Source organism: Vibrio sp. 10N.261.51.F11 (assembly GCF_041471665.1).
Lineage (GTDB): Bacteria > Pseudomonadota > Gammaproteobacteria > Enterobacterales > Vibrionaceae > Vibrio > Vibrio crassostreae_C.
The window spans coordinates 97,438-123,361 of record NZ_JBFROW010000025.1; the positions used below are offsets into that span (position 1 = coordinate 97,438).

Below are 25,924 nucleotides of genomic sequence, written 5' to 3' on the forward strand. Positions count from 1 at the left end.
TGTTTGTATAAACACGGCCCGTTTTTTTAAGCTAGGGAACTACAACAACAAGTTATGGAACTTATATTAATATCCACTGCGTTTATCGCAGGATTTATTGCTTTAAAGTGTCACCTTCCCCCATTAGTTGGTTTTTTGGTTGCAGGCTTTGGGCTTTTTGCCTTTGGCTTTGAAACCAATGACACCATCATTACTTTAGCTGACCTTGGTGTCACGCTGCTTCTATTTACTATCGGCTTAAAGCTCGATATCAAAACCCTACTCTCTAAAGAGATCTGGGCTGGCGCGACAATCCACAACCTTTTGTCCACTCTGTTTTTCGCCGTCGCCCTGTTTGGCTTTAAGTTCTTAGGTATTTCATCGCTAGCTGCCATGTCGGTAGAACAGATCGTTCTGCTCGGTTTTGCTCTTTCATTCTCTAGTACTGTATTTGCGGTTAAGACTCTGCAAGAGAAAGGCGAAATGAATGCGACCTACGGAACGTTAGCGATTGGTATCTTGGTCATGCAGGATATCTTCGCCGTAGTATTCTTAACGGCTTCTACGGGCAAAATACCTGAGTGGTATGCAATTGCTCTGTTTGCCCTACCCTTATTACGCCCACTGTTCTACAAAGTGCTCGATTGGGTTGGTCACGGTGAGATGCTGGTTCTTTCCGGCATCTTCTTCGCATTAGTCGTCGGTGCTGGTTTATTCCATTTGGTTGGTGTGAAACCAGATTTGGGGGCTCTTGTTCTAGGTATGTTACTTGCTGGTCACCCAAAAGCCTCAGAATTATCAAAGTCGCTGTTTAACCTTAAAGAACTTTTCCTTGTCTGTTTCTTCTTGAATATTGGTCTGTCAGAGCAACCAACCATTCAAGGCTTTATGCTCGCAATCTTGTTCTTGCTGATGCTGCCAGTGAAAGGTGTTCTCTACTTCTTGGTACTCAACCGCTTCAAGTTCCGTGTTCGAACGTCTCTACTTGCCTCACTATCACTGTTTAACTATAGCGAGTTTGGCCTCATCGTTGGTGGTCTCGCCTTCAAGATGGGTTGGATGTCGGGTGATATCTTAGTTGCCGTTGCCATTGCAGTTTCACTGTCTTTTCTAATCGCTGCTCCTTTAAACCGAGCTGGTCATAAGCTTTATCAGCAGTCAGGTAAATGGCTAAAAGAGCATGCGTCAGAAAAGCTTCACCGACGTGATAAGCGAATTGACCCTGGTCGTGCCCAAGTGCTTATTCTAGGTATGGGCCGAATTGGTACCGGTGCTTATGACGAATTACGTACTCGCTATGGCAAGGTCAGCCTAGGTGTAGAAGTGCGTGAAGAAGCCGCGCACAACCACAGAAGCCAAGGCAGAAACGTGATTTCTGGCGACGCGACTGACCCAGATTTCTGGGAGCGAATTCTAGATACAGCAAACGTAAAGCTGGTGATTTTGGCAATGCCTCACCACCAAGGTAATCAAACCGCTTTAGAACAATTAAAGTCACGTAACTTTAAAGGCCAAATTGCGGCTATTGCTGAATATCCCGATCAACTCGAAACACTGAAAGAGAATGGCGTTGATGCGGCATTTAACATTTACAGCGAGGCTGGTAGTGGTTTTGCTCGCCACGTTTGCGAACAGTTAAATCCAAATATCAATAAAATCTAGTATTAGACAGTGTTCAACTAAACCTCTCAAAACTGCCTATTTTTCGCACTTTTGAGAGGTTTTTGTTTAAAAAACCAACCGCAATTAAACATCACACACCAAAAGCACATAAAAATTAGATAATTTCTAACAGAACACCCTTTATATTATTTTTTTGCTCACATCCGGTTGCTTTTTTTAGCCAGAATGGCAAATTGAATGCAGTTGATTTGGAAATTATTTAAGAGGAAGTTCTATGTGTTCAGTATTTGGCATTCTCGACATTAAAAGTGATGCCGCAACACTTCGCCCTATTGCTTTAGAAATGTCTAAGAAGCTTCGTCACCGTGGTCCAGACTGGTCTGGTATCTATGCTGGTGAAAAAGCAATCCTTGCTCATGAACGTCTTGCTATTGTTGGCTTGAACAGTGGTGCTCAACCACTATACAGTCAAGACAAAAAGCACATTCTTGCAGTAAACGGTGAAATTTATAACCACAAAGAACTTCGTGCACGCTATGAAGATAAGTACCAGTTCCAGACTGATTCTGACTGTGAAGTTATCCTAGCGCTATACCAAGAGATGGGTGCAGACCTTCTAGAAGAGCTTAACGGTATTTTCGCATTCGTTTTATACGACGAAGAGAAAGACGAGTACCTAGTGGGCCGCGACCATATTGGTATCATCCCGCTTTACCAAGGTTACGATGAGCACGGCAACTACTACGTGGCTTCAGAGATGAAAGCATTGGTTGAAGTATGTAAGACGATCAGTGAATTCCCTCCAGGTAGCTTCTACTCTTCGAAAGATGCTGAACCTCAACGCTACTACATCCGCGATTGGAACGAGTACGCTGCGGTACAAGGCAACAGCACAAGCAAAGAAGAACTGACTGAAGCGCTAGAAGCAGCCGTTAAACGTCAACTAATGACTGACGTTCCTTACGGTGTACTTCTATCTGGTGGCCTGGATTCATCAATTACTTCAGCAGTTGCAAAACGCTTTGCGGCAATGCGTATCGAAGATGATGAGCAATCTGAAGCTTGGTGGCCACAACTGCACTCGTTCGCTGTTGGTCTTGAAGGCGCACCAGACCTTATCGCTGCTCGTGAAGTTGCGGACAAGATCGGAACTGTGCACCATGAGATGACTTACACTATTCAGGAAGGCCTAGACGCAATCCGTGACGTTATCTACCATATCGAAACTTACGATGTAACGACGATTCGTGCATCAACGCCAATGTACTTGCTGGCTCGTAAGATCAAAGCGATGGGCATCAAGATGGTACTTTCAGGTGAAGGTGCTGATGAAATCTTTGGTGGTTACCTGTACTTCCATAAAGCGCCAAACGCGAAAGAGTTCCACGAAGAGACAGTACGTAAACTGCTTGCTCTAAGCATGTTCGACTGTGCTCGTGCAAACAAATCGCTAGCGGCATGGGGTGTTGAAGGCCGTGTACCATTCTTGGATAAAGAGTTCATCGATGTCGCAATGCGTCTGAACCCTGAAGATAAGATGTGCGGTAACGGTAAGATGGAGAAACACATCCTGCGTGAGTGTTTTGAAGACTACCTACCAGATTCAATCGCATGGCGTCAAAAAGAGCAGTTCTCTGATGGTGTTGGCTACGATTGGATTGATACATTGAAAGCAACGGCTGAAGCAAAAGTAACGGATCAACAAATGGAAGCTGCTAAGTTCCGTTTCCCTTACAACACGCCAACAACCAAAGAAGGTTATGCTTACCGTGAAATCTTTGAGGAGCTATTCCCTCTAGAATCTGCGGCAGAGTGTGTACCTGGTGGTCCTTCAGTTGCTTGTTCATCAGCGAAAGCGATTGAGTGGGATGAGTCATTCAAAAACTGTGTCGACCCATCAGGCCGTGCAGTACAAGCCGTTCACAACGATGCTTACAACGCTTAGAGCGTTTTGAACAAATCCTAAAGACTAAAAAAGGCGCATTATGCGCCTTTTGTTTTAAGCCTATTTTTATTACTGCAGTTATGCGCGAGCTTGTAGTGCTTCGTTCTCAATACTGATTGGAACGACTTGGCTGATCATTTTCACCAGCATAATCGATCGAGCCTCACCGTCTTTCTGATCGAAAATAGCTTCAACCCCAGCAAATTGGCCACTCTGAATCTTAACTACCTGTCCAGATTCAAACTCGACACAACAATCTTCCACTTCGTTACTGCAGCACTTCTCAAACTCTTTAAGTTCAAACACCAAGTCTCCTTGGACCTCGTGCGGCAGTGAACCGAACTTAATAAAGTCCACAACGCCACGTGTTGAACGAACGGTCGTGAAGCTAGGACCTTGCTCATAGTCGAAGCGAACAAAGATGTAAGACGGAAACAGCGGTTCTTTGACCTGCTTTTCTTTCCCTCTCACCACCTTTTCGACTTCTATTTGAGGGTAAAAGCACTCTACCCCCTGATTCTCTAAGTGCTGCTGAGCGCGTTTTTGATCACCACGCTTACAGTAAAGCAAATACCAACGTTTCATTTGACTAGCCATTTTATATTTTTAGATATTTTACCACATGCCTAAAACGGTTAAATCACCATTAATAAAATGAATCGTTGCTAACGAAAAATAATGCGTAGCAGACCAATTTATCAACAAAAAGTTATAGGTGTCGGAGTGGTTAAGCATTGTACAGAGATCATTTAGAGATCAAAAGACTCATTGTTGTAAGCATATGTATGCCCCACCTAATGCGCATGCCACTCCCTTAAAACTCAAAATGATACACCAGAGCAATATATCTAAAGATTTTAATTCAACACAACTTTAATGAAGGTTATTAACCAACCAACTCAAATCTGGAAAATTAGTTTGCAGCACATCTAAAATGGGCAACATTAAAAATAAAGATATTTAATATCAACATCTTAGTTAAACCAAGTTGTCGTGACCATAAAATAAGTCTATTGCAGACTTTTATCCCACTGTGTATACATGAATGACTATAAAATCTTTTAATACCTAAAATTAGTAAAACTTATGCCAAGCAACCACAACATCTTTGGCCACCCTAGAGGCCTATTTCTACTTTTTAGCACAGAGCTATGGGAACGTTTCTCTTACTATGCGATGCGTGCCATCCTTGTCTTATTTTTGACTGACACTACCCTCAACGGTGGACTGGGTTGGTCAACGAAAGACGCACTCGATCTCTACGGTATTTACACCGGCTTAGTCTACATCACACCATTAATTGGTGGCTGGATTGCCGATAACTACCTAGGTCAGCGTAAATCAATTATGATTGGCGGTGTATTGATGGCACTTGGCCAATTTACAATGGCTCTACCTAACGGCTTCATCGGTTTAGACCAAGTGAACGCGCTGTACCTTGGTTTAGCGCTGCTAATCAGTGGTAACGGTATGTTTAAGCCGAACATCTCAACCATGGTTGGCGATCTGTACCAAGAAGGCGATAACCGCCGTGACGGTGCTTTCACCATTTTCTACATGGGCATCAACTTAGGTGCGCTGCTTGGTGGCTTAATTTCAGGTGCTGCTGTCGATTCATTCGGTTGGAAAGCAGGTTTCCTAGCCGCTGGTATTGGTATGGTTATTAGCTTGATCATGCAAGTGACAATGGCTCAGTCTTGGTTGGGCAACATCGGTTCTGTACCTGCTGCTGCAAGAGCGAAAGCACTAAACAAATCTAAAGAAAAAGCGCCACTGACCAAAGAAGAGTTCGACAGACTAAAAGTGATTCTTATCATGGGTCTGTTCGTGATTGTTTTCTGGGCGGGCTTTGAACAAGCTGGCGGCCTAATGAACATCTACACTCAACAATATACTGACCGTATGATTGGTGGCTTTGAAGTTCCTGCTGCGTGGTTCCAATCTTTGAACCCATTCTTCATCATTACACTTGCTCCAATCATTGCTGCGTTCTGGGTGAAACTGGGTAAGCGTGAACCCAACTCTCCTGTTAAGTTTGCAATGGCATTGTTCTTCTTAGCACTGGGCTTTGTGTGCATGATGGGCGCGGTAATGGAGCAAGGCGGTGACCTAACCGTGAAAACATCAATGCTATGGCTAGTCGGTGCTTTCTTCTTCCATACCCTTGGTGAGCTTTGTCTATCGCCTATTGGCCTGTCGTTGGTCACTAAGTTAGCTCCGCTTCGCCTAGCATCATTGATGATGGGTGCATGGTTTGGCTTCAATGCGGTGGCAAACTACGTGGCAGGCCTGGTCGGTTCTCACGTTGGTGAGCTTGGTGCTATGTCAATCTTCAGTGGTATTGCTATCACAGCAACGGTGAGTGCCATATTACTGCTGCTTTGTGCTGGTAAGCTTGTATCATGGATGCATGGTGTAGAAACCAACATGACGCTTGAAGCAGAACCAAAAGCAGAAACTTCGGTCGCTTAATAGCTAGATCGATTTCAAGAAGAAACATCAAGATCAAAAAGGGCTGCTCAATGAGCAGCCCTTTTGTTATCTATTCAATCGCCATATCAGTTAGCGATGAAGCGCCACTAGTTCAGCCATCATGTCGATGTGTGAGTCTCTGTCGTTCAGACACATAATGTAGCTAAAGTCCGAACCACCAGCGTCAATGAACGTCTCTTTACACTGGTCTGAAATCTCTTCCAACGTTTCCAAACAGTCAACCGAAAAGGCAGGTGCCATGATGTCGATCTTCTTGATGCCTTTACTCGGCAGTGACTCAAGTGTCTCGTCAGTGTATGGCTTCAACCACTCTTCTCGACCAAATCGCGATTGGTATGTCATGGTGATATCGTCCGCTAACAAACCTAACTCTGCCGCAAGCAACTTTGTTGTCGCTTCACAATGCTGAGGGTAGATATCGCCTTCATCAGCCAGTCGCTTCGGAATACCGTGGAAAGAACACACTAAATGATCGGCTCTGCCATTTTTATCCCAATGACTGCGGACGCTTTCAGCCAATGCTTTTGCATAGCTTGGGTGCGCGTAGTAGTCGCGAATAAAGCGATAGCTCGGGATAACTGGCATCTGCTTAAAGGCTTTGGTCAAACCATCAGAAACCGCCGCTGTGGTTGTGCCAGAGTACTGCGGATACAGAGGCAGTACGATGATGTCCTCAACGCCCTGCTCCATCAGTTGCTCAACACCAGTCTTTAGGCTTGGGTTGCCATAGGTCATACCCAGTGCAACAGGCATCTCTAGTTTTTTCTGGAGCTTTTCAGCTTGTCTTTGAGAGTACACAAGCAGTGGTGAGCCCTCATCCATCCAGACAGACTGATACAGCTTAGCAACTTTAGGCGAGCGAATCGGTAAAATCACGCCATGTAATATAGGACACCAAAGCCAACGCGTTAGGTTTACAACTCGCTTGTCGTGTAAGAATTCACTCAAAAATCGACGAACGCCAGCGGGGGTCGCCGCATCTGGCGTTCCTAAGTTCACCAGTAAAACGCCCTGCTTTTTATTATTTTCCATAGATACCTGAGACCAATATGTGATTTTCTGGAAAGTAATATACTAATCTGCATAAGTTTAAGATCATTGCGCCTCAATGAAAGTCTGAATAATCATTCTTCATATGAGATACACAACATCCACTCTCAATTGCTAGCCACTGCCGTCGGGTCTGAACCGTTCTGAATCATGTGCAATCAAGTTATATAGATTGGTATCGTACTAAAAATTGAAACAAAAAAAGCGACCCTTAAGGTCGCTTCCAATATATCAAATTCTAAAACTGGCTGTTAGCCAATTATGCTAGTGCTTTCTCAAGTTCTGCACTAACTTCAGCAACTTGCTTAGTACCGTCAAACTTAAGGTACTGAGTGTTACCTGCTTCAGCTTCTTTACCGTAGTAAGAGATTAGCGGAGCTGTTTGATCGTGGTATACACCTAGACGTGCACGAACTGTTTCTTCTTTGTCGTCATCACGTACCACTAGGTCTTCACCCGTTACGTCATCTTTACCTTCTTCTTTAGGCGGATTGTACACAGTGTGGTATGTACGACCAGAAGGAAGGTGAGCACGACGACCAGCCATACGCTCAACAATCACATCGTCAGCTACGTCAAATTCAACAACGTAATCAACAGCGATGCCCATTTCTTTTAGGCCATCAGCTTGTGGGATTGTGCGTGGGAAACCGTCTAGTAGGAAACCTTTCTCACAGTCATCTTGAGCGATACGCTCTTTGATAAGACCAAGGATAATTTCATCAGAAACTAGCTGACCAGCGTCGATTACTGATTTTGCTTGCTTACCAAGCTCAGTACCCGCTTTGATAGCAGCACGTAGCATGTCACCAGTTGAAATTTGAGGGATACCAAATTTGTTCATGATGAAGTTAGCTTGAGTACCTTTACCCGCGCCAGGAGCACCTAGAAGAATGATGCGCATGTTTAATCCTCTTATAAAATTATGATTTATACCGAAGCTCACTATCCCTCCATTCTTGCTCATTTTTAGGATGAACAGAAAGCGTTAAGTAACCATTGAGGCTAAGCAAAACTGTGAACAGAAGCAAAACGGTAAGTTTCGGTATAACGTTTAAAAATCATACAACTGGAGATAGTTGCTTCTTAGCCCCAGCTGATTAGGTCGAGCATTCTATCACATTAATATTCAATTTGGCTGAATTTACGACTAAAGAATGCATCGACAACATTTGTTGTGACGATAACGGTGACGTTGACCACGTTAGGTCAATTTTCAACGACGTTCATAAAAAAAAGCCCGCATTTGCGAGCTTTTTATTGTAATTGTTGGCTTAACCTAAAGTCGAAAGACTAACGCTTTGTTAGTAGCTCGTTGATTGCACCCAAGAATTGTGACGGATCTTCCATTGAGCCCTTTTCAGCCAGCATCGCTTGACCAAGTAGCAACTCAACCCAACGACCAAACGCTTGCTCGTCTGCTTCGTCAGCCATCTGTTTAACCAGTGCGTGCTCAGGGTTAATCTCGAAGATGTACTTCACTTCCGGTGCCGCTTGACCCGCAGCTTCAAGAAGCTTCGCCATTTGCGTGCCCATTTCGAAGTCGTCAGTCACAACAACCGCAGGTGTCGTTGCTAGCTTGAAGGTCGTACGAACTTCTTTAACACGACCACCTAGGTAAGATTGAGTACGCTCAACAACAGATTTGAACTCTTCTTCTGTCTCTTTTTGCTTCTCTTTCTCTTCTTCACCTTCAAACTTGCTTAGGTCTAAGCCTGCTTTAGTGATCGATTGGAACTGTTTACCGTCGAAGTCAGTCAGGTAGTTCATTACGTACTCATCAATACGATCGTACATTAGAACCACTTCAATACCTTTAGCTTTGAACTGCTCCAAGTGTGGGCTGTTCTTAGCGGCAGCGTAGCTATCTGCCGTCAGGTAGTAAATCTTATCTTGGCCTTCTTTCATGCGCTCAACGTAAGATTCTAGGCTGATGGTTTGTTCAGCAGAATCCACTTCCGTTGACGAGAAACGAAGTAGACCAGCGATCTTCTCTTTGTTCGCCATATCTTCAGCCGGGCCTTCTTTCAATACTAGGCCGAACTCTTTCCAAAACTCTAGGTACTTATCATTGTCATTCTTCGCCATGCGCTCAAGCATAGTCAGTACACGCTTGGTACATGCGCCACGAAGAGACTGAGTTACCTTGTTGTCTTGCAGGATTTCACGAGACACGTTCAATGGCAGATCGTTTGAGTCAATCAAGCCGCGAACGAAACGCATGTAAGATGGCATGAACTGCTCTGCGTCATCCATGATGAATACACGCTGCACGTAAAGTTTCAAGCCACTCTTGTGGTCACGGTTCATCATGTCCCAAGGTGCTTTCGCTGGGATGTAAAGCAGGCTTGTGTAATCGTTCTTACCTTCAACCTTGTTGTGGCTCCAGGTTAGTGGATCAGCAAAGTCGTGAGATACGTGCTTGTAAAACTCTTGGTACTCTTCTTTCTCGATATCAGATTTGTTGCGAGTCCAAAGCGCTTGCGCCTTATTGATCTGTTCCCAATGTTTCTCTTCGGTGTCTTTACCTTCGTCATCTTTCACTGCTGTGAAGATAGAAACAGGAATACCGATGTGGTCAGAATATTTACCAATCACTTCACGCAGACGCCACTCATTTAAGAACTCTTTACCGTCTTCACGCATGTGCAGAACGATGTCAGTACCACGAGACTCTTTAGTGATGTCTTCGATTGTGTAATCGCCTTCACCTGCAGAGTGCCACTGAACAGCTTCATTGTTCGGCAGGCCAGCTGCACGTGTGCGAACCGTTACCGCGTCTGCGACGATGAATGCAGAATAGAAACCCACACCAAATTGACCAATCAGTTGAGAGTCTTTGCTTTGGTCTTCAGACAGCTTTGAGAAAAAGTCTGCAGTGCCTGACTTAGCAATCGTACCTAAATGCTCAATAACGTTGTCGCGGCTCATACCGATACCGTTATCAGAAATGGTTAACGTGTTTGCTTCCGCGTTGAAAGAAAGTTTTACACCTAGATCTGCATCACCTTGGTAAAGGTCACCGTTCGATAGAGCTTGAAAACGAAGCTTATCAGCCGCGTCAGATGCGTTAGAGATCAGCTCACGTAGAAAGATTTCTTTATTTGAATACAGTGAGTGAATCATTAGATGAAGTAGTTGTTTTACTTCAGATTGAAAGCCACGAGTCTCTTTATTTTGCGTTGCCGTTTCGCTCATTTTTACTCCAAAACATCTATACTTTATGTTGAATAATCATAGGGGCGTAACACTTGATGCCACTCTTCTGTTCATTAACATGAGGATGACAAATGTAAATTCAAGGTCAAAAATCATAAAAACACTGTTTTTTTTATCTGTTTTTATTATCCTTGAGCCTGATAAATATAAAAGAACATAAAATAAGCCATGATTTGGTGAAGAATTAACGGAACTTCACCTGAGATTTGTCTATTTCGCCCCCCAAAACAATCCAAAATAGAAGAATTCAATGAGTAATATCGGCACAAAGTTTATTCTCGCACAACGGTTCGTATTCGACCCAAACAGCAATTCACTTGTCGATCAAATGAGCGACGGTGAAGTCGTACGTCTTGGTAGCAATGAAAGCCGCATTCTCTTGATGCTGTCAGAAAGGCCTAATGAAGTTATCACTCGTAATGAATTGCATGAGTATGTTTGGCGAGACCAAGGCTTTGAGGTGGATGACTCAAGCTTAACGCAAGCCGTATCGACTCTGAGAAAGATGCTCAAAGACTCGACTAAATCTCCTGAATTCGTAAAGACAGTACCGAAGCGCGGTTACCAATTTATTGCGACCGTTGAGCGCTCTGCGCCACTGTCATCAAATGATCAGCCAGTAGCCGCTGAAATTGCAGAAAATGACGTTGAACCTATCCTAACGTTTGCAACGCCTGCAGCGACTGAACAAGCAATCACTGACACATTTGAACCTGAGCCAATTACAAAAGTTCAACAAACTAAAGTGGCAGTAGAACCAGCAACCGCTCCTGTTGTAGCTCCGGCTAAAAGCACCAATAAATGGTTAACATTTTGGTTACTGCTTGCCGCTTTCATCATGCCGATTCTCGTTTTAACGTTTACTACCCCGGTGGAGTCCGAGTTCACGGTTTTGACTGAAGTGGATGGTGTAAAGGTTCAATCACCGGTTAACCACCCAGACCTCAGCAGTTGGCTGCCAGCAATAGAAAAGTGTGTATTAAGTTACAACACGAGTCACACTGGTGTGTTAAAGCCGGCTGAAGTGATCGCTACAGGAGGACAAACCAATAACCTTGCCCTCAACTACATTCACCCGCAAGATTACTCGAGCGAAAATGTAACCCTAAGAATTTACGCAAACCAGTCGGATGTAAACGACATTTGTAACGGTGGTAAGTAACATGAAATTAAAAGTATCGATTATCTTACTGGTTCTATCGGCATTTTTGAGCGGTTGGTTATATTGGAGCAGCGATGCAAAAGTAGAGCGCTTACTCACTCAGCATGAATGGCAGTCGAGAATGGTGACGCTGATTAGCGATAACAAGCAAGCTGACTCAATAGGCCCACTTCGTAGAGTTGAACTATCATCGAATGCGAAATACCTACCAAATGGTACATATTTAAGAATGTCAGTGGTTAGACTTTACGGTAATCAAACTGAGCCTGCGAATGTCATCAACATCTCTGAAACGGGTCAGTGGGATATTAACGATAACTACTTACTGATTTCGCCAACGGAGTTTAAAGATGTGACCTCGGCTCAGCGCCAAGACTTTTCAGAAGAACAGCTAGAGCTGATCACTCAAGTCATTAAGATGGACGCAGAGCAAAGCCGCCGCATAGATATTGTTAACCCGAAGGCACTGCTACTGACTAGCTTAAATCATGGTTCTACCGTATTGTTTTCAAACTAAGATTGGATCGCTATTTACTGTTTATGAATAGCTGAATACCATGAAACGGTAAACCAATAGAAAAAAGGGGCATGAAGCCCCTTTTTTGTTAGCCGTTGGTATCAAATTACGGATGTAGCATTTTAAGGATTAACCATGAAAACGGAACAACCTAATCTGGCGCCAGCGAAAGAGACAGCAACAAAAGCCACAATCGCGATACACTATTGCCGTCAATGCAATTGGATGCTTCGCTCTAGTTGGTTATGCCAAGAGCTACTGCATACCTTCAGCGAAGAAATTGAACAAGTGAGCTTACACCCAGACACGGGAGGCAGGTTCGAAATCTTTTGTAATGGTGTGCAGATTTGGGAAAGAAAAGCAGATGACGGTTTTCCAGAGGCGAAAGTTCTGAAGCAAAGAGTACGAAACATCATTGCTCCAGACAGAGATCTCGGCCACGTGGACTCAAAATAAGCCTTTCACAGCCGATCCAATGATTTAAAGCTGACCACTCACGAGAACATCACCTTCAAGGCTAATGACTTTGAAGGTATTGTTTTCATAGATGCCATAGCTTGCCGCGTGTCCCTCTCGTGGGAATGTCACCGAGCTAGGGTTAAAGATAAAGATGTCATCTTGGTATTCGGCGACAGGAATATGGGTATGACCGTGTGCAATGATATCGCCCGCCTTCAACGCAGGGCGTTTATTGGTGTTGTACAAATGGCCATGCGTTAGGAAGATACGCTGGCCTGATTCTAATAGCACCCACGAGTAATCCATCATCATTGGAAAAGACAACAACATCTGATCCACTTCGCTATCGCAGTTACCACGAACGGCAATGATCTCTTGAGAAAACGCATTCAACTTATCTGCAACCGCCGGCGGGTTGTATCCTTCTGGAATCGGATTTCTTGGTCCATGATTCAGAATGTCACCCAATAGAACTAAATATTGCGCACCAGATGCTTGGTAGAGTTCTAATACCTTTTCTGTTGCTGGCAGCGAACCGTGTAGGTCTGAAGCAAAAAATAATTTCACACGTACTTCTCCATAAAATTTATGAGCCTATTGTACGTATCTAAATGCTACACGTCATCTCTCGCCATACCATTGATCACGATATTATTGTAACTAACCATACCGACTATCTTGTTATCACGAACTACTGGCGCACGACTGATACCAAAGCGTTCAAACAGGCGAGCGCAATACTTTACGTTCATCTCAGCAGACACGCTTAGCGCTGGCTTGGTCATGATCTCATAAACATTGGTTCGCTTTGGAGATCGGTTCTTAGCCAGTACTTTCTTGGCAATGTCATTCATCAATACGATGCCGTATTCGTCATCTTCGTGGCGTTTATCGACAATGATTGCCTTCACTTTGTGCTTTTTAGCCATCTCTATCGCTTCTAACACCGTGGTTAGCCCATCGATAATCACATACGTATTGGCCATGACATCGCCTACTCGGATCTTTTCACTGGTACTCATAGCTCATCCTCCACAACCTTTGTTAACGTCTCGACTTGATGCGCAACCCCGACTGCGTCTTCGATATCGATCTGCACCGCTATACCTTGTCCTGACTCCTGGTCAAACTCACCGACTTCGCCAATAGTTTCAAGAATATGCCTCGCTAAGTGTTCCTCAACCACAAACAGCAACACATCTTTTTGTACCTCTAGCGTTAGGCCAAAGAAGGTGGTTTTTTGGTTTAAGCCTTGCCCTCTGGCGTTGTTAATCACCGTTGCTCCAGTCGCGCCCGCATCACGCGCGGCATCGAGCACAGTGTCGGTCTTGCTCTCTTCTACAAACGCTAAGATAAGTTTAAAGCGCATCTTTGCTCTCCTTAGAGGTGTGTAAACGGTTTAACCATTGTGTTATTTGGGCATAGCCCATCACTGAAATGATGGGAAATAAGCTGGCAAAGGCGATCAACCCAAAGCCATCAATAACAGGGTTTCTTCCTGGTACGGTTGAAGCGAGTCCAAGCCCGAGCGCCGTCACTAAAGGGACTGTCACCGTTGATGTAGTGACGCCACCCGAATCGTAGGCCAATGGAATAATGAGTTTTGGGGCGTAAAAGGTTTGAATGACCACGACGACATAACCAAAAATGATGTAGTAGTGGATCGGGTCACCCGCAACGATACGGTAGCTGCCCAGTGAGATACCGATAGCAACGCCCAATGCCACGGCGATCCTCAGCCCATTGACGCTGATACTGCCACCGGAAACTTGGTTCGCCTTAATCGCTACAGCAATCAAAGAGGGCTCGGCTATCGTGGTGCTGAAACCAATACAAAACGCGAAAAGATAGACCCAGTAATAATCAAACCAAGCCAAAGCAAGACCAGAACTGATCTTAAACTCAGTCAAAAAACTTGGCTCGGTGAGTTGCATTGCCATCGTCTCCCCTAGAGGGAATAACGCGAGTTCCAATCCCATCAAAAAGAGTGATAAGCCAAGAATGACGTAGAAGAAACCGATCAGCACTTTGGCTAGGTTATTGACTGGCTTTCGTAATACCGCCAACTGAAAACCGAAGATGATGATCGCAATCGGGATCACATCCATCACAGTGCCGAGAAAGGTGTCGATAAATTGTTGAACACTGATCATGTCACCACCATCCCGTACACCATGACAAACATCATCGGCAGCAACGAAGCAAACGCGATCAACCCAAAACCATCTATCATCGGATTACGCCCTTTAATTGCCGAGGCTAAACCCACCCCTAACGCAGTTACTAATGGGACGGTGATCGTCGATGTCGTTACTCCACCAGAGTCATACGCAATTCCAATGATGTTTTCCGGAGCAAATGCAGTGAGCACGACCACTCCAATATATCCACCGATGATCATGTACTGGATTGGCCAACCTTTTAAGATTCTCAGCACACCGAGTAAAATAGCGATACCGACTGACAGTGCCACAGTAAAGCGCAGGCCATTGGCATACTGCTCCATTTCATCTAACGTATTGGGGATTACACCTCCCTCAGCTGCCACTTCTGCGGCTTCGGCAGCGACTGCGGTTAACGCTGGCTCGGCTATGGTGGTACCAAAACCCAAACAAAAAGCGAAGATCAATAACCAGAACACACTCCCCTTTCTGGCAAATGCTTGAGCCATCGATTCGCCAATTGGAAACAACCCCATTTCAAGGCCAAAGATAAAGAAAGTGAGTCCAAAAACGACGAGCACTAAGCCAGTCAGAATAGATAAAAGATGAGGAAGTGGCTCTTGTAAGACAGCAAGCTGGAAGAAAGCGATTACCGCCACGATTGGCAATAGATCCCTCAGGCTACCTAACATGGATCGAAACAAAGCAAGCACCGCCGTCATCGCAATTCCTTGTCGCTGATTATGAATTAATAATAATCATGGCAAATCCTTATCATTGCTTATGTGACAAATATTACGCAGTTGGTAACATATCCGAGTAAAGTGCATAAGTGTGATGACGGTACACATCCTGACTTGATGAATTTAATTTCACTCCTTTGTAAATTGAAAAAGGCGTAATTTGGGCATCACACGATTGAAACCTTATGATCGTTATAGTGATTTTTTCGTATTGATTGGCGACTAAAAACAAGCCATGTCTATAATTATGTTTAATAGGGAGATTGGTATGAAGATATTGTTAACGGGTGGTACTGGATTTATTGGCTCTGAATTGGTCAAGAGTTGGAACACTGACGACGTGACATTGCTGACGCGGAGTCCTGAAAATGCGAAGCAAAACCTAAATCACCTCAACCAGAACAACCTTCATTACATTCAATCCCTTGATGAGCTCAGTGATCTCAATGACTTTGATGTGGTGGTCAACCTCGCGGGTGAGCCGATTGCCGATAAGCGTTGGAGTACAGAACAAAAAGAGAGGATCTGTAACAGCCGCTGGCACATCACTGAAAAGCTGGTCGAATTAATTCATGCCAGTAGCAACCCGCCACACGCTTTTATTAGCGGTTCAGCCGTGGGTTACTATGGCGATCAACAGCAGCACCCGTTTGACGAGTCACTGCAAGTAGAAGATGAAAGCTTTCCTCATAAAGTCTGTGCCCACTGGGAAGAGATAGCCAAGAGAGCACAATCAGAAAGCACACGCGTGATACTACTGCGAACAGGGGTTGTACTTGGCGAGAATGGCGGCGCACTCAAGAAGATGCTATTGCCTTATAAACTCGGCGTCGGTGGTCCAATAGGTTCAGGTGAGCAGTACATGCCATGGATTCACATTCTCGATATGGTGAGAGCCATCAATCACTTGTTGTCACTCCCCCACGCTCAAGGGGAATTCAATATGTGTGCCCCTCACCCTGTGACCAACAAACTGTTCAGCAGCACGTTAGCGAAACAATTAGGCCGACCGCATTTCTTATTCACGCCGAAATGGGCAATGTCGATTCTCATGGGGGAATCATCTTGTTTGCTATTTGACAGCATTCGCTCCAAGCCGAAGAAACTCACTGAGATGGGATTCATCTTTAGTTACTCAAGAATCGAGCCAGCACTAAAAAACTTGTTACAACATCAAGACTAATTCTTTACCCTAGAGCGATAGAGACTCTAATAAAGGATTAAGTGTGAACAAGTCGATTCTGATTACCGGTTGCTCAACAGGTATTGGCTATACATGTGCTCATGCACTTCAAAAGCGTGGTTTTCATGTCATTGCATCTTGTCGTGATCCACAAGATGTTCAACGCCTTCAAGATGAAGGCCTCACCTGTATTCAATTAGATCTTTCCAACCAAGAAAGTATTGAGCATGGCGCCAAGCTTGCTATTGATCTCGCACCTAATGGATTGTATGGATTATTCAATAATGGTGCTTACGGTCAAGCAGGGGCACTAGAAGACTTACCGACCCAAGGACTCAGAGAACAATTCGAAACCAACTTCTTTGGTTGGCATCATCTCGTCTGTCAGATCCTTCCGCACATGCGCGAGCGTGGCGAAGGTCGAATCGTACAAAACAGTTCCGTATTAGGTTTTGCAGCCATGAAGTATCGTGGTGCTTATAATGCTTCTAAATTCGCGATTGAGGGTTGGACAGATACCTTACGATTAGAACTGCATGGCAGCGGTATACAGATCTCATTACTGCAACCAGGGCCAATTGAGACTCAATTTAGAACCAATGCCTTGAAAGCGTTCAATAAATGGATCAACATTTCTGGCAGCGCCCACCAAGACGCTTACCAACAACAAAAAGATCGACTCGAAAAAGAATCATCGAATAACGCTTTTGTCCTGCCTCCAGAAAGTTGTATTGAGCCGGTATTCCATGCTCTCACCGCCGACAAACCCAAGCTAAGATACCGAGTTACGACCCCGACTAAAGTGTTCGCGGTATTGAAAAGGATTCTACCGAGTCGCTTGCTAGACCCTATTTTGAGAAAAGCTGCATAAATTACTAACTTTGAATGCAGAGTCGCAAACTTTAATGTAACGATGTAATTTTTCCGTAACAATAAGATGTCATGATTATCCTATCCCATCAGTTATTCCCAATTGATGGTTCTACTCTGGAAATCTCATGACTTTAAACCGCCTTAATTGGGTAGGTGTGGGTCTGGCAATTACGCTGTTTATACTGTTTTGAGTATCTCACGCAACGCCTCACTGACTACCTCGATGATAACGCTATGCCTTCCATGTTGAGATAACAACTCTATCAACATCGAAGCATAGCGTTTTTCTATTTTTGGTTCTTTTTATCCGAGATAACCGAGTTAGATCTTGAAGTTACCGACTAATCCCCCCATATTTGCAACGTATCCACAAAACAAACCTCAAGGAACGTAAATGCAATCTCCGCATATTGTTGAACTTAATGAGCAGAACTTTCGTCAAGTATTAGAAGGTTCGATGCAGACCCCTGTACTCATCCATTTTTGGGCACCAATGAGCCAAGAGAGCGCCCAAGTCATTCCTGAACTGCAAACTTTAACTCAGCAATACAACGGTGCCTTCACCTTAGCCCTGCTCAATTGCGAACAAGAGCAAGCTATTGCTAGCCAGTTTGGTGTTCAAGCACTGCCCACTATTGCACTGTTTGTTAATGGTCAGCCAGTCGATGGGCTCGGTGGCCCTCAAAGCATAGAAGCTATTGTCGATATGCTCAGCAAACACCTTCCTAGCCAAGATGAACTTGCTTTGCGTCAGGCTCTTGAGCAAATGCAAGCTGGCGAGCACACACAGGCACTAGCAGCAATGCAGCAACTTCCAGCAGAGCTGACGAATAAAGGTGAAGTAAAACTGGCGATCGCAGAGTGTTTGTTAGAAACGCAACAATTTGACCTTGCTGAAACTCAGCTAGCAACTATCCCTCTTGAGTACCAAGACAACTACTACAAAGGCTTAGTTGCAAAGCTTGAACTTCATAAACAAGCAGCAGACAGCCCTGAAATACAAGCATTAGAAGCAGCTCTTCAGCAAAATCCGAGCGACGCTAAAACAGCATCTGAATTAGCATTGCAATATCACCAAGTGAACCGCAGTGAAGAAGCTATGGATCTATTATGGTCTTTCCTAGCCAAAGATCTTAATGCTCTCGATGGTGACATGAAGAAAGAGTTCATGGACATCTTGAGTGCGCTTGGACAAGGTAACCCAGTTGCCAGTAAGTACCGTCGACAACTGTACTCTCTGCTTTACTAGTTAAACCTAAAAAGCCGTAGATTAAACATCGAAAGTTGACAATTCAATCAATTAGTTTATCGCATAATAGAATGTAAAATGGGCCATAAAATCAATATTTTATGGCCCATTTCTCGTTTATAAATTTGCTCAGAATTTAAATATGAGCCAGTATCAATACTGAACTATCAAAAACTCAAACTTGCAAAGGATTTTGTATGCCTATTGATACCTTGATTACTATCGGCGTCTTTACTGCCGTCGCACTGTTATTTATCTTCGCTGGCGTAAAAACCGTTCCACAAGGCAACAACTGGACCGTTGAACGCTTCGGGCGATACACACACACCCTTAAACCGGGTCTTAACTTAATCATTCCATTTATTGATAAAGTTGGACAGCGCATCAGCATGATGGAGCGTGTTCTCGACATCCCAGCACAAGAAGTCATCTCCAAAGATAATGCAAATGTGGTTATCGATGCGGTTTGTTTTGTTCAAGTTATCGACGCGCCTAAGGCAGCTTATGAAGTGAATGACCTTGAACATGCGATCCGTAACTTAACCCTCACCAATATCCGTACTGTGCTTGGCTCGATGGAACTGGATGAGATGCTGAGTCAGCGTGACATGATCAATACCAAGCTACTGAACATCGTTGATGAAGCGACAAACCCTTGGGGCGTAAAAGTCACCCGTATCGAAATTAAAGACGTACAGCCACCAGCAGACCTTACTGCTGCGATGAATGCCCAGATGAAAGCCGAGCGTAATAAACGTGCTGATATCTTAGAAGCAGAAGGCGTAAGGCAAGCAGAGATCCTAAAAGCGGAAGGCCACAAGCAATCAGAGATCCTGAAAGCAGAAGGTGAGAAGCAAGCGGCAATATTGCAAGCAGAAGCCCGTGAGCGTGCCGCAGAAGCAGAAGCGAAAGCAACAGAAATGGTATCAACGGCGATTGCTCAAGGTGACATGCAAGCCGTAAACTACTTCATAGCACAAGGCTACACCGACGCACTGAAATCAATTGGTCAAGCAGAAAACGGCAAGATCATCATGCTACCACTTGAAGCAACAGGCCTAATGGGTTCTGTCGCGGGTATTGCAGAGATGTTTGCGCATAAGAATGACAAAGGTAGTAAGGACTAACTTATGGTCGAATTACTAGAACAAGTAAACCACTGGCACTGGCTAGCATTTGGTCTAGCATTGTTAGCGCTTGAGCTAATTGGAACCGCTGGTTACTTTTTATGGATAGGCATATCTGCCATGCTGGTCGGTGCCCTATTAGGAGCATTACCAATTGGTTGGCAGATGCAATGGCTGTCCTTTGCTAGCTTCTCTCTTATTACCACTTGGTTGTGGTGGAGAAGACAACTCTCGAATGACAAGCAATCGGATGCAGGGCGAGAGTTAAACCAAAGAGAAAAGCAATTGGTAGGTCAAACCGTTATTTTAAGTGAAGACGTAAAGAAAGGTAGCTGTCGAATTAAGTTCGGTGACTCTTCTTGGTCAGCAAAGGCCAGTCAAGATATTCCATCTGGAACCGAAATTAAGATTGTCGCTTTAGACGGAATCGTTCTAATAATAGAACCTTTATAAACAAGAGCTATATGAAGCCTGCATTTTCAATAAATGCAGGCTTTTTCTATTTTTGAACCTTAATAATATTCGAATTATCATTGCGATAGATTGAATTGAAAAAAAAATAAGTTCTTATTTCGTAAAGCTAAAAAGTTTGATTGAGCTAAAAAGGTATAAGAAAGCCAGATTTCTTACCCAATATATATATGAATAGTTAACCTTACTCTCGCTTATTTATAATTATTAAAAATGTTAAGTCCGTCCAATTTTTTGAAATTTTCTTTTCCTTGTCCATACTTTCAATTATCTCAATTAGAGATAAACCTAATGGAGTTTGTATGAGACATTTTTTAATAATTCTAACGGCTATTTTCAGCTTGTCATTTGGAAGCGCTCTAGCGAGCAGTCAGTCTCCTGGTAACGGAAACATGGGGCCTATCGTTAAGTGTTCAGATGGTAACGCAGTCACTCATGTACCACTGTTGATCTGTAAACATTACGGCGGAAAGGTGCTGTGATAGGTGCTGTGATAGGTGATTAAAGTCAGGCTAGTAATGAAATTGCTGCCTGACGATTATTTAGAACTGGAATAACCTAACTGCGGCCAGATAGATTATTCAAGATAGGACATTCCGTTGAAGTATCTCCAGGGCAGTCATGTACCCAAGATTGTAGCTGCACCTTCATCTTGTTTAACTCCGCAAGCTTCAACTCTATTTCATCTAACTTCTGAGTAGCCTTCTTCTTTACTTCGTAGCTTTGTCTGTTGGGATTCATTGCCAACTCAACCAGTGACTTACACTCATCGAGAGTGAAACCAACCATTTTAGCTCTCAAAACGAACTCTAACTGTTCGATATGAATCTCGCCATATTGCCTGTAACCATTTTCTGATCGGTGCGGTGGGCTCATCATGCCTTTACTTTCGTAAAAACGAATGGATTTCGCTGTTGTACCAACACGCTTCGCTACTTCACCAATATTCACAATCTTACCTGTAAGCCTAAAATGAAAAACCGCAGTACTGCTGTTATACAATACTGCGGCTGAAAAACATAGCTAGGGTGTAACGTTAGAGACTTACTCTTGTTCTAACAACCAAATCATAGTTTGAGATTTTTCTTCACTGTCTAGCTTATTGAACCAGTATGAAACCATTTCGATCTCTTTTGAGCCTTCTAGTAATGCTGGGTTAGCGTTCTTACGGTTCTTGAATGCCCAATCTGTTACTGCAGATTGCTCTTCTTTGGTTGCTTCACCATACCAGTAATTCACCATCTCTTGTGCTTGTGATGCTTTTGGCTCTTCAGCAACTACAGCCGCAACAGGCACCGCTACTGGAGCAACAGCGATAGCTGTATGATTATTTGCGCCATTATAGATTGTGTCGATATACGCTTTCGGCACAATGAAAGTTGTACTCATTACTGAGTTTTGTCCATCAAGTGTAAATTCTAAGTTCTTTTCTCTTGCTTGCTGAATGTCAGCTTCGCTCAATGGAAATTCAATATATTGAGTCTTTGTGCAGTGTTCGCTGCAGCTCTCTCTTGGAACCTGTCTCTCTTCAAGGTCTATCGTCTTTCCAAAAAAGCTTACGGTTTCGTATTCTTTATAGCTCTGGAAGTAACTCACATCCATGATAATTGAAGATTCTGGAGCCGAGTTCTGTGTTACTTCTTTGTTGTATGTAAAGTAAAGTGACGATTTCAGGATATCAGCACCGACGTTCGCTTTACTTTCCGCTACATAAGATTGTCCAGTCACTTGAATGTAACCACCTTTTGGCTGTACATCTGCAACTGAGTCTGCAAAATTACTTTGTGAATCGAGTGAACTACAAGCTCCCAAAAATAATGATAATACAACTACACTAACTTTATTCATTATGACTAATTCCTTATGTTCACTATGGAAAAACGCTGGCAAACAAAATTTACCAGCGTTTTGATTTTTATCTAACTGTTTAAGCTAAAGATTCTAGCTTAGAAACCGTACTCAAGACCAACGCGAGTTACGATATCTGTATCAGCGTCACCAACAGTACGACCCGCTACACGTAGGTAAGGTACGAAACCGTTATGAACAGCCATTAGCTGACCAGAAATAGTGTTGCTGTCTGAGTTAGCATCTTTAGAACCATTTGTTTCAGACTCAAGGTTAGCTGCGTAACCTAGTTTGAAACCGATTGGACCATTCCAGTATTGACCAATGATTGAGTAAGAATCTTGAGTCACTTTACGGATTCCGTTATCTAGCTCTTCGCCTTTATATGCTGCTGCGATACCGAAACCAGCTGGTAGACTAGCTTCAAAACCTACGATGTATGCGAATGTATCGTCATCGTAACCAGCTACAGTATCAGTTAGGTAAATTTCACCTTTAGGCGTAGTTACGTTGCCGTTTGCATCTTTAATGTCTTCTTGAGCTACAACATACTCACCACCAGTCTCCGCTACTACACGAGTACCAGATTCAACCGCACCCATGAATGTTACTTTTTCGAAGCTGTACTTAGCACTTGCACCAACAAAGTTTGCATCACGAGTCGCTGCACCGCCACCGTTGTCGTTATCATCACGACCAACAGAAGCTGCAAAAGAGAAACCACCAAATTTAGCTGAATCGTAACGTACTTGGTTAGATTGACGATCGTAGTGACCGTTGATGCCGCCCCAATCGAATACAGAACCTAAACCAGGGTTAGAGAATGGCCAGTCGACGATTTCGTATAGTGGTGTAAGAACACGACCCACACGAAGGTTACCCCAAGAGCCAGAAGCACCAACGAACGTATCACGGAAACCTAGAACACCACCTGAAACGCCACCGTGAGACCAGTCTGTGCTATCTACGTAGCCAGATTCGATCTGCATTGTGATAGTAACGTCTTCAAACATATCTTTGTGAGCACGGAAGCCGATACGAGATTCGTTCTCTACTGCGTAACCAGAGCTAGAGTCATTGTTGTCAGTTGTGTTGTAGTTCACTAGAGAGATAGCTGCAACACCGTAAACGTCAACGTTGAAGTCAGAGTTGATACCAACTTCTTTCGCCATTACGCCTGTCGATAAAAGTGCAACAGATGCACCTAGTAGAGTACGTTTGAAAATTTTGTTTTCCATGGAATAAAACTCCTAAAAATGGATATAGCTGTTTGAATATTCCCCGCCTAAAGTTGGCCGCCGTAGAGAGAAATACCTTTTCTTGTTTGAGAACCCTAAACTCTGAATTCTCTATTTCCTTTCTGGTTATACACATCGTGTGCATCCATGGCATTAAGACTAACTTCGCCCTCAAAAAGATCAATGAGAACTTAATTTTCATCTAAAAAAATATGAGTTGGTGCAAATTTAGTAGGCACTTAGTGATCCAGATCGATAAATCGTAAAGCTCACAACCAAAAACAATAAAAATAATAAATATCAAACACTTGAATGGAGCGCGCTCTTATAAAAATAGAAGTGACTCGCATTTTTGATACAACTACAATGGTATTTCATTAATGTTGAGCAGCGTCACTGTCCTGATTTTAGAGTTCGTATAGGAACAAAATTCTCAACAATTAAAAAGCCCTCATTTTTATATCAGAAACAAAAAAGGCACTCCCTTGAAAGGAGTGCCTTTGAGCTTTTTTTATCTGTATTTACTTACGAAATAAGGGCTATTAGATCTTCTTCTGTTCTTATTTCGATACCTAAATCTTGTGCTTTAGTTAATTTAGAACCCGCAGCTTCACCGGCAAACAAGATGTCCGTTTTCTTCGATACGCTACCCGTCACTTTCGCACCTAATGCTTGTAACGCAGCTTTCGCTTCACTACGACCTAATTGCGACAATGAGCCTGTTAACACAACGACTTTACCTTCTAATGGTAGCTCTTGGTCATCGGCAGCTTCTTTGATGATTGGCCAATTCACACCTAGCTCTATCAGCTGCTCGACTACAGCTCTGTTTTTCTCCTGCGAGAAGAAGCTCGTGAGGTGACTTGCTACGATGTCACCAATATCTGACACTTCAACTAACTGTTCATGGGTTGCTGCTTGAACCAACTCCAACGTCTTGAAGTGTTGAGCTAAGTTCATAGCCGTCGCTTCACCGACTTCACGAATACCGAGTGAATAGAGGAAACGTGCTAACGTTGTGTCTTTGGCTTTATTCAGCGCACTCACCACATTTTGCGCCGATTTAGGCCCCATACGATCAAGAACTGTAATTACGCCCGCGCTAAGCTTGAACAAGTCAGCGGGCGTTTCTACCATTTCACGGTCCACAAGCTGCTCTATCACTTTTACGCCAAGGCCATCGACATCCAACGCCTTTCTCGACACAAAGTGCTTAAGCGCTTCTTTACGCTGTGCCTGACACACTAGACCGCCAGTACAACGCGCTACAGCTTCCCCCTCGACACGCTCAACCGTAGAGCTACATACAGGGCAAGCATCAGGGAAAACAATGTCTCTAGCCGTTTCAGGGCGACGATCTAGTACAACAGCCACAATTTGCGGAATAACATCACCTGCACGGCGAATAATAACGCTGTCGCCTACCTTCACGCCTAAACGCGCAATCTCATCGGCATTGTGTAAAGTGGCATTGCTGACTGTCACGCCACCAACGAAGATAGGTTCAAGTTTAGCAACCGGCGTAATAGCGCCAGTACGGCCCACCTGAAATTCAACGTCATTGAGCAGTGTAATCTCTTCTTGAGCTGGGAACTTATAAGCAATTGCCCAACGTGGCGCTCGTGCAACAAAGCCAAGTACTTCTTGAGCCGCGATATCGTCGACTTTGATAACAACGCCATCAATCTCGTAAGCCAGAGCATCACGACGAGTCATAATATCTTGGTAATAGGCTTTCACGTCTTCGAGAGAGCTCAGTTGCTTAGTCTCGGGGCACATAGGTAAGCCCCAACCTTTAAGCTGTAAAAAGCGTTGGTAGTGACTATTTGATAGCTCAGCGCCTTGTACAACACCGACACTGTATGCGTAGAAAGCTAGCGGACGTTTCGCAGTAATACGGGAATCAAGCTGACGCAGGCTACCTGCGGCGGCATTACGTGGGTTAACAAATACTTTCTCGCCTTTCTTCAACGCCATCTCATTCAACTTATCGAAACCCGCTTTTGGCATAAACACTTCGCCACGAACTTCAATACGCTGCGGCCAGCCTTCACCTTGTAACTTAAGTGGGATAGAGCTGATCGTACGCACGTTTTCAGTGATGTTTTCACCCGTCGCACCGTCACCACGTGTCGCAGCCTGAACTAAAATACCATTCACATAGAGTAGGCTAACTGCAAGGCCATCAAGCTTAGGTTCACAACAGAAAGTCTTGAGGTTAGCGGTTGGCGCTCTATCAGACATTCGCTTATTGAACGCATCCAAATCTTCATCAGAGAAAGCATTGTCCAGAGAAAGCATTGGGATCTCATGAGTCACTTGAGTGAAACCATCGAGAGGCTGACCACCAACACGTTGGCTCGGAGAATCTACCGTCACTAGTTCCGGGTTCTCTTCTTCGATCTTTAGCAATTGCTGCATTAATCGATCGTACTCGACATCAGGGATCTCAGGGCTATCTTCTACGTAATAACGAACGGCGTGATAATGCAGAGTTTCTCTTAACTGCTCTAAGGTAACTTGAATCGATTCTTTCATATCATTCTCTATCGTGATTGAAATATCAAAAAGGGCTCCCTTAGG

At 43.9% G+C, this 25,924-nt stretch carries 25 protein-coding genes; 12 read left to right on the top strand and 13 right to left on the bottom strand.

The annotated features are described in order from the left end of the window. Positions 1 to 54: 54 nt before the first annotated feature. Both AB4351_RS08585 and asnB read left to right on the top strand, forming a co-directional pair. Positions 55 to 1,641: a cation:proton antiporter family protein gene (locus AB4351_RS08585; RefSeq protein ID WP_017062195.1), complete on the top strand. Its 1,587-nt coding sequence runs from the start codon at positions 55 to 57 to the stop codon at positions 1,639 to 1,641. 235 nt (positions 1,642 to 1,876) lie between these two features. Next, positions 1,877 to 3,547 carry an asparagine synthase B gene (gene asnB, locus AB4351_RS08590; RefSeq protein WP_102320162.1) on the top strand — a complete coding sequence of 557 codons (1,671 nt, stop codon included), beginning with the start codon at positions 1,877 to 1,879 and terminating at the stop codon, positions 3,545 to 3,547. A 78-nt stretch (positions 3,548 to 3,625) separates the two neighbouring features. On the opposite strand, the gene rfaH is transcribed toward asnB, so the two are convergent. Further along, positions 3,626 to 4,132: a transcription/translation regulatory transformer protein RfaH gene (rfaH, locus tag AB4351_RS08595; protein ID WP_017068990.1), complete on the bottom strand. Its 507-nt coding sequence runs from the start codon at positions 4,130 to 4,132 to the stop codon at positions 3,626 to 3,628. A 501-nt stretch (positions 4,133 to 4,633) separates the two neighbouring features. On the opposite strand from rfaH, the gene AB4351_RS08600 reads away from it, so the two are divergent. After that, the gene (locus tag AB4351_RS08600) at positions 4,634 to 6,019 is read left to right on the top strand and encodes a peptide MFS transporter (protein ID WP_102393253.1); all 1,386 of its coding nucleotides are present in this window, start codon (positions 4,634 to 4,636) and stop codon (positions 6,017 to 6,019) included. A gap of 90 nt (positions 6,020 to 6,109) precedes the next feature. Here AB4351_RS08600 and hemH read toward each other — a convergent pair whose 3' ends face one another. The 3 genes from hemH to htpG form a co-directional block, all read right to left on the bottom strand. Continuing rightward, positions 6,110 to 7,072 carry a ferrochelatase gene (gene hemH / locus AB4351_RS08605; protein ID WP_017068992.1) on the bottom strand — a complete coding sequence of 321 codons (963 nt, stop codon included), beginning with the start codon at positions 7,070 to 7,072 and terminating at the stop codon, positions 6,110 to 6,112. Positions 7,073 to 7,349: 277 nt separating this feature from the next. Then, complete coding sequence (gene adk / locus AB4351_RS08610) at positions 7,350 to 7,994, bottom strand: adenylate kinase (RefSeq protein ID WP_017062200.1); 645 nt, start codon at positions 7,992 to 7,994, stop codon at positions 7,350 to 7,352. 389 nt (positions 7,995 to 8,383) lie between these two features. Continuing rightward, positions 8,384 to 10,288 carry a molecular chaperone HtpG gene (gene htpG, locus AB4351_RS08615; protein ID WP_017062201.1) on the bottom strand — a complete coding sequence of 635 codons (1,905 nt, stop codon included), beginning with the start codon at positions 10,286 to 10,288 and terminating at the stop codon, positions 8,384 to 8,386. A 271-nt stretch (positions 10,289 to 10,559) separates the two neighbouring features. Here htpG and AB4351_RS08620 point away from each other — a divergent pair, with 271 nt between their 5' ends. From AB4351_RS08620 to AB4351_RS08630, 3 genes are all read left to right on the top strand, one after another. Further along, complete coding sequence (locus AB4351_RS08620; RefSeq protein ID WP_017063403.1) at positions 10,560 to 11,471, top strand: transcriptional regulator; 912 nt, start codon at positions 10,560 to 10,562, stop codon at positions 11,469 to 11,471. A 1-nt stretch (position 11,472) separates the two neighbouring features. Beyond that, positions 11,473 to 11,988 (top strand): regulatory protein ToxS, encoded by a 516-nt coding sequence (locus AB4351_RS08625; protein WP_372074680.1) that lies wholly within the window; start codon positions 11,473 to 11,475, stop codon positions 11,986 to 11,988. A 135-nt stretch (positions 11,989 to 12,123) separates the two neighbouring features. Next, positions 12,124 to 12,444, top strand: coding sequence for a SelT/SelW/SelH family protein (locus AB4351_RS08630; protein ID WP_017062204.1), 321 nt, complete (start codon positions 12,124 to 12,126; stop codon positions 12,442 to 12,444). Between the two features lie 24 nt (positions 12,445 to 12,468). On the opposite strand, the gene yfcE is transcribed toward AB4351_RS08630, so the two are convergent. Genes yfcE through AB4351_RS08655 form a run of 5 tightly spaced genes read right to left on the bottom strand, consistent with a single transcriptional unit; the run spans position 12,469 to position 15,331 of the window. After that, positions 12,469 to 13,014 (bottom strand): phosphodiesterase, encoded by a 546-nt coding sequence (gene yfcE, locus AB4351_RS08635; protein WP_017068995.1) that lies wholly within the window; start codon positions 13,012 to 13,014, stop codon positions 12,469 to 12,471. 47 nt (positions 13,015 to 13,061) lie between these two features. Next, positions 13,062 to 13,469: a CBS domain-containing protein gene (locus tag AB4351_RS08640; RefSeq protein WP_017062206.1), complete on the bottom strand. Its 408-nt coding sequence runs from the start codon at positions 13,467 to 13,469 to the stop codon at positions 13,062 to 13,064. Continuing rightward, positions 13,466 to 13,816, bottom strand: a complete 351-nt coding sequence (locus AB4351_RS08645; RefSeq protein WP_017062207.1) for a P-II family nitrogen regulator — start codon at positions 13,814 to 13,816, stop codon at positions 13,466 to 13,468. Before AB4351_RS08645 ends, AB4351_RS08640 begins: the two co-directional genes overlap by 4 nt. Next, positions 13,806 to 14,600 (bottom strand): DUF1538 domain-containing protein, encoded by a 795-nt coding sequence (locus tag AB4351_RS08650; RefSeq protein ID WP_017062208.1) that lies wholly within the window; start codon positions 14,598 to 14,600, stop codon positions 13,806 to 13,808. Before AB4351_RS08650 ends, AB4351_RS08645 begins: the two co-directional genes overlap by 11 nt. Beyond that, the gene (locus AB4351_RS08655; protein ID WP_017072437.1) at positions 14,597 to 15,331 is read right to left on the bottom strand and encodes a DUF1538 domain-containing protein; all 735 of its coding nucleotides are present in this window, start codon (positions 15,329 to 15,331) and stop codon (positions 14,597 to 14,599) included. Before AB4351_RS08655 ends, AB4351_RS08650 begins: the two co-directional genes overlap by 4 nt. Before the next feature lie 289 nt (positions 15,332 to 15,620). Between AB4351_RS08655 and AB4351_RS08660 the strand changes: the two genes are divergently transcribed. The 6 genes from AB4351_RS08660 (at position 15,621) to AB4351_RS08685 (ending at position 20,737) form a co-directional block, all read left to right on the top strand. After that, a complete protein-coding gene (locus AB4351_RS08660; protein WP_372056258.1) occupies positions 15,621 to 16,535 on the top strand; it encodes a TIGR01777 family oxidoreductase in 915 nt (304 codons plus the stop codon). 43 nt (positions 16,536 to 16,578) lie between these two features. Further along, positions 16,579 to 17,406 carry an SDR family oxidoreductase gene (locus AB4351_RS08665; RefSeq protein WP_017061923.1) on the top strand — a complete coding sequence of 276 codons (828 nt, stop codon included), beginning with the start codon at positions 16,579 to 16,581 and terminating at the stop codon, positions 17,404 to 17,406. A gap of 396 nt (positions 17,407 to 17,802) precedes the next feature. Further along, positions 17,803 to 18,657, top strand: coding sequence for a co-chaperone YbbN (locus tag AB4351_RS08670; RefSeq protein WP_017061924.1), 855 nt, complete (start codon positions 17,803 to 17,805; stop codon positions 18,655 to 18,657). Between the two features lie 197 nt (positions 18,658 to 18,854). Then, on the top strand, positions 18,855 to 19,784 hold the full coding sequence (locus tag AB4351_RS08675; RefSeq protein ID WP_017063395.1) for an SPFH domain-containing protein: 930 nt from the start codon (positions 18,855 to 18,857) through the stop codon (positions 19,782 to 19,784). Positions 19,785 to 19,787: 3 nt separating this feature from the next. Further along, positions 19,788 to 20,237 (top strand): NfeD family protein, encoded by a 450-nt coding sequence (locus tag AB4351_RS08680; RefSeq protein ID WP_017061926.1) that lies wholly within the window; start codon positions 19,788 to 19,790, stop codon positions 20,235 to 20,237. A 320-nt stretch (positions 20,238 to 20,557) separates the two neighbouring features. Next, complete coding sequence (locus tag AB4351_RS08685; RefSeq protein WP_017061927.1) at positions 20,558 to 20,737, top strand: hypothetical protein; 180 nt, start codon at positions 20,558 to 20,560, stop codon at positions 20,735 to 20,737. Positions 20,738 to 20,813: 76 nt separating this feature from the next. Here the strand turns inward: AB4351_RS08685 and cueR are convergent, their stop codons facing one another. The 4 genes from cueR to ligA all read right to left on the bottom strand — a co-directional run bounded on the left by cueR (position 20,814) and on the right by ligA (position 25,879). After that, the gene (gene cueR / locus AB4351_RS08690) at positions 20,814 to 21,206 is read right to left on the bottom strand and encodes a Cu(I)-responsive transcriptional regulator (protein ID WP_017061928.1); all 393 of its coding nucleotides are present in this window, start codon (positions 21,204 to 21,206) and stop codon (positions 20,814 to 20,816) included. Between the two features lie 93 nt (positions 21,207 to 21,299). Next, on the bottom strand, positions 21,300 to 22,103 hold the full coding sequence (locus AB4351_RS08695; RefSeq protein ID WP_137001208.1) for a DUF2057 domain-containing protein: 804 nt from the start codon (positions 22,101 to 22,103) through the stop codon (positions 21,300 to 21,302). A gap of 98 nt (positions 22,104 to 22,201) precedes the next feature. Then, positions 22,202 to 23,341 carry a porin gene (locus AB4351_RS08700; protein ID WP_048660875.1) on the bottom strand — a complete coding sequence of 380 codons (1,140 nt, stop codon included), beginning with the start codon at positions 23,339 to 23,341 and terminating at the stop codon, positions 22,202 to 22,204. A 525-nt stretch (positions 23,342 to 23,866) separates the two neighbouring features. Further along, positions 23,867 to 25,879 carry an NAD-dependent DNA ligase LigA gene (gene ligA, locus AB4351_RS08705; protein WP_372125659.1) on the bottom strand — a complete coding sequence of 671 codons (2,013 nt, stop codon included), beginning with the start codon at positions 25,877 to 25,879 and terminating at the stop codon, positions 23,867 to 23,869. Positions 25,880 to 25,924 lie beyond the last annotated feature (45 nt).

What these genes read in the sequence shown, in the direction of transcription:
- AB4351_RS08655 (WP_017072437.1), bottom strand. Translation starts at nt 15,331, where the DNA reads ATGACGGCGGTGCTTGCTTTGTTTCGATCCATGTTAGGTAGCCTGAGG.
- asnB (WP_102320162.1), top strand. Translation starts at nt 1,877, where the DNA reads ATGTGTTCAGTATTTGGCATTCTCGACATTAAAAGTGATGCCGCAACA.
- AB4351_RS08585 (WP_017062195.1), top strand. Translation starts at nt 55, where the DNA reads ATGGAACTTATATTAATATCCACTGCGTTTATCGCAGGATTTATTGCT.
- AB4351_RS08630 (WP_017062204.1), top strand. Translation starts at nt 12,124, where the DNA reads ATGAAAACGGAACAACCTAATCTGGCGCCAGCGAAAGAGACAGCAACA.
- AB4351_RS08670 (WP_017061924.1), top strand. Translation starts at nt 17,803, where the DNA reads ATGCAATCTCCGCATATTGTTGAACTTAATGAGCAGAACTTTCGTCAA.
- hemH (WP_017068992.1), bottom strand. Translation starts at nt 7,072, where the DNA reads ATGGAAAATAATAAAAAGCAGGGCGTTTTACTGGTGAACTTAGGAACG.
- AB4351_RS08695 (WP_137001208.1), bottom strand. Translation starts at nt 22,103, where the DNA reads ATGAATAAAGTTAGTGTAGTTGTATTATCATTATTTTTGGGAGCTTGT.
- AB4351_RS08600 (WP_102393253.1), top strand. Translation starts at nt 4,634, where the DNA reads ATGCCAAGCAACCACAACATCTTTGGCCACCCTAGAGGCCTATTTCTA.
- AB4351_RS08685 (WP_017061927.1), top strand. Translation starts at nt 20,558, where the DNA reads ATGAGACATTTTTTAATAATTCTAACGGCTATTTTCAGCTTGTCATTT.
- adk (WP_017062200.1), bottom strand. Translation starts at nt 7,994, where the DNA reads ATGCGCATCATTCTTCTAGGTGCTCCTGGCGCGGGTAAAGGTACTCAA.
- ligA (WP_372125659.1), bottom strand. Translation starts at nt 25,879, where the DNA reads ATGAAAGAATCGATTCAAGTTACCTTAGAGCAGTTAAGAGAAACTCTG.
- AB4351_RS08650 (WP_017062208.1), bottom strand. Translation starts at nt 14,600, where the DNA reads ATGATCAGTGTTCAACAATTTATCGACACCTTTCTCGGCACTGTGATG.
- AB4351_RS08625 (WP_372074680.1), top strand. Translation starts at nt 11,473, where the DNA reads ATGAAATTAAAAGTATCGATTATCTTACTGGTTCTATCGGCATTTTTG.
- AB4351_RS08640 (WP_017062206.1), bottom strand. Translation starts at nt 13,469, where the DNA reads ATGAGTACCAGTGAAAAGATCCGAGTAGGCGATGTCATGGCCAATACG.
- AB4351_RS08700 (WP_048660875.1), bottom strand. Translation starts at nt 23,341, where the DNA reads ATGGAAAACAAAATTTTCAAACGTACTCTACTAGGTGCATCTGTTGCA.
- AB4351_RS08620 (WP_017063403.1), top strand. Translation starts at nt 10,560, where the DNA reads ATGAGTAATATCGGCACAAAGTTTATTCTCGCACAACGGTTCGTATTC.
- AB4351_RS08660 (WP_372056258.1), top strand. Translation starts at nt 15,621, where the DNA reads ATGAAGATATTGTTAACGGGTGGTACTGGATTTATTGGCTCTGAATTG.
- AB4351_RS08645 (WP_017062207.1), bottom strand. Translation starts at nt 13,816, where the DNA reads ATGCGCTTTAAACTTATCTTAGCGTTTGTAGAAGAGAGCAAGACCGAC.
- AB4351_RS08675 (WP_017063395.1), top strand. Translation starts at nt 18,855, where the DNA reads ATGCCTATTGATACCTTGATTACTATCGGCGTCTTTACTGCCGTCGCA.
- AB4351_RS08680 (WP_017061926.1), top strand. Translation starts at nt 19,788, where the DNA reads ATGGTCGAATTACTAGAACAAGTAAACCACTGGCACTGGCTAGCATTT.
- rfaH (WP_017068990.1), bottom strand. Translation starts at nt 4,132, where the DNA reads ATGAAACGTTGGTATTTGCTTTACTGTAAGCGTGGTGATCAAAAACGC.
- htpG (WP_017062201.1), bottom strand. Translation starts at nt 10,288, where the DNA reads ATGAGCGAAACGGCAACGCAAAATAAAGAGACTCGTGGCTTTCAATCT.